This is a genomic window from Novosphingobium sp. HR1a, from assembly GCF_015594425.1.
Taxonomy (GTDB): Bacteria; Pseudomonadota; Alphaproteobacteria; order Sphingomonadales; family Sphingomonadaceae; genus Novosphingobium; species Novosphingobium resinovorum_A.
Genome location: NZ_JABXWS010000129.1, coordinates 1 through 1,994, shown reverse-complemented (window position 1 = coordinate 1,994; position 1,994 = coordinate 1). Strand labels below are relative to the sequence as shown.

The following is a 1,994-nucleotide window of genomic DNA, read 5'->3' as shown; positions in this document are numbered from 1 at the left end:
CCCGTAGGTGTGCCGGGCATGGGCACTGGATAGGAGGTGAAAGTCCTTTACGGGGCGAGTTGGTAGCAACCGTAAGTCGAAGACAACTGCACGCAGCGTGCCCATCGTGAGATGCGCAAGGCGCTGATGCCGCGAGGCCGTGTGGGGAGGAAGTCTTAGACGAACCGCAGCACCGAACGCGAGTGAACCCTTGGACAGGCCGATCCGGTCGGGTGAGCGTGCCTACAAACGCGACGCCCAAAATCCAACCGAGACCGGGGCGGTAGTGAGGGCGGCGGCGGCGGCATATCCAGTGTTCTTACCCCGGGAGATCTGTTGGGGTCCGCGTGAGCGGTAGGCGGATAGGAGGAAACGACGACCGCCGATGCCCCTGCAGAAGTCGGATCTCTCCGTAGGAGCGATGAAGCCGGTGAAAGTCGGCTGAGCAAAGGGAGAGATGGGTTGAGAAGGAAAGGACATCATCAATTGAGCTTCGTGTTCGCCGACAGCCCGCGAGGGGGTGGCGATGTCGGAGGTTCGGGCGAACCCGAGCGTCGGTCATGGCTACTGCACACAGCGAAGCACAAAACCATGACAAGTTCTTTCACCCGGGCAGCCGATTCAAATCGGCTGCTGGAGGCGGTAGCGTCCAAGGCAAATCTCGCGCAGGCGCTACTGTCCGTTGTACGCAATAAGGGGGCACCGGGGATCGACGGCCAGACGGTTGAGGAGGCCGAAGCGCAAGCTCCGCATCTGTTGACTGAACTGCGCCGTGTACTGTTGGCGGAACGCTTTTACCCAGGGGATATTCGTCGGGTCTGGATTCCCAAACCCGGTGGAGGTCAGCGCGGTCTGGGCATTCCCAATGTGAGAACGAGGGTGGTTCAACAGGCGGTTCTCCAGATTCTGGAGCCGATATTTGAACCAACCTTCCATCCCAGCAGTCATGGGTTCCGTCATAATCGTGGTGCTCATACGGCAATTGCTGAAGCGACTGAATATCTGGAAGAGGGCTTTCGGACGGTGGTTGATCTGGATCTGGCGCAATTTTTTGACCGGGTTCATCACCAACGCCTGCTGGATCGAATGAGTCAGCGGGTGGCCGACCGGCGGATTCTCAACCTGATACGACGAATGCTGAGGTCGGCCGTGGTGATGCCGGATGGCACACGTATCGAAGTCGTTGAAGGAACTCCGCAAGGCGGCCCGCTTTCGCCATTTCTATCAAACATCGTTCTCGACGAGTTCGATCAGGAGATGGCGCGGCGCGGGCTACGTTTCGTTCGCTACGCCGATGACGCCAACGTCTTTGTGCGCAGTGAGCGCGCCGGGATCCGTGTCATGGCATCTCTTCGGCGTTTTCTGGAGGAGCGATTGCGCCTTCAGGTCAATGTGGAGAAAAGCGACATCAGGAAACCTGAGCAGGTCCACTTCCTCGGCTTTTGCTTCCGCTGTACGGATGGTGTGTCCTCAATCGAGGTCGCGCTGTCCCGCAAAACGAAGCGTCGATTGCTGACGACTATTCGGGAGATGACTCCGCCCAACTGGGGGAGATCGATCATGACCTGTATGGCCGACCTTGGTCGATACCTGAACGGATGGTCGGCATATTACCGCCTCTGCACCGCAGAGGTGGCGTCTGAACTGGGGGTCGTTGACGCCCACGTTCGCCGTCGGCTCAGGGCGATCATCGTGCGTCAAAAGAAGCGTCCGCGCTTCTTGTTCCGGTACCTTTTGTCGCGCGGGGTAAGTCGCAAAGCCGCCGCTGGCACCGCGTATTGCGGAAAAGGGAACTGGGCGAAATCCAATCGACCCGGGATCGTGAGGGCTTACCCTCCTTCATGGTTCCATGGACGACTGATCTCGCTCAAAGCTCGATGGCACGAGCTAAACCCCCCACGGGTCAATGACCAGTTCGTACTGGCACTCTGATATCGACCCAAGGAGCCGGATGCGTGGTCCGCATGTCCGGTTCTGAGAGAGCCGCGGTGGAGTAATCCGCCGCGGCTACTCGA

1 protein-coding gene is annotated in these 1,994 nt (G+C 59.2%); it reads left to right on the top strand.

Going from position 1 to position 1,994, the window contains the following annotated elements; translation table 11 throughout:
• Positions 1 to 474 precede the first annotated feature (474 nt).
• Positions 475 to 1,911, top strand: a complete 1,437-nt coding sequence (gene ltrA, locus HWN72_RS30560; RefSeq protein WP_231958513.1) for a group II intron reverse transcriptase/maturase — start codon at positions 475 to 477, stop codon at positions 1,909 to 1,911.
• Positions 1,912 to 1,994: the final 83 nt, after the last annotated feature.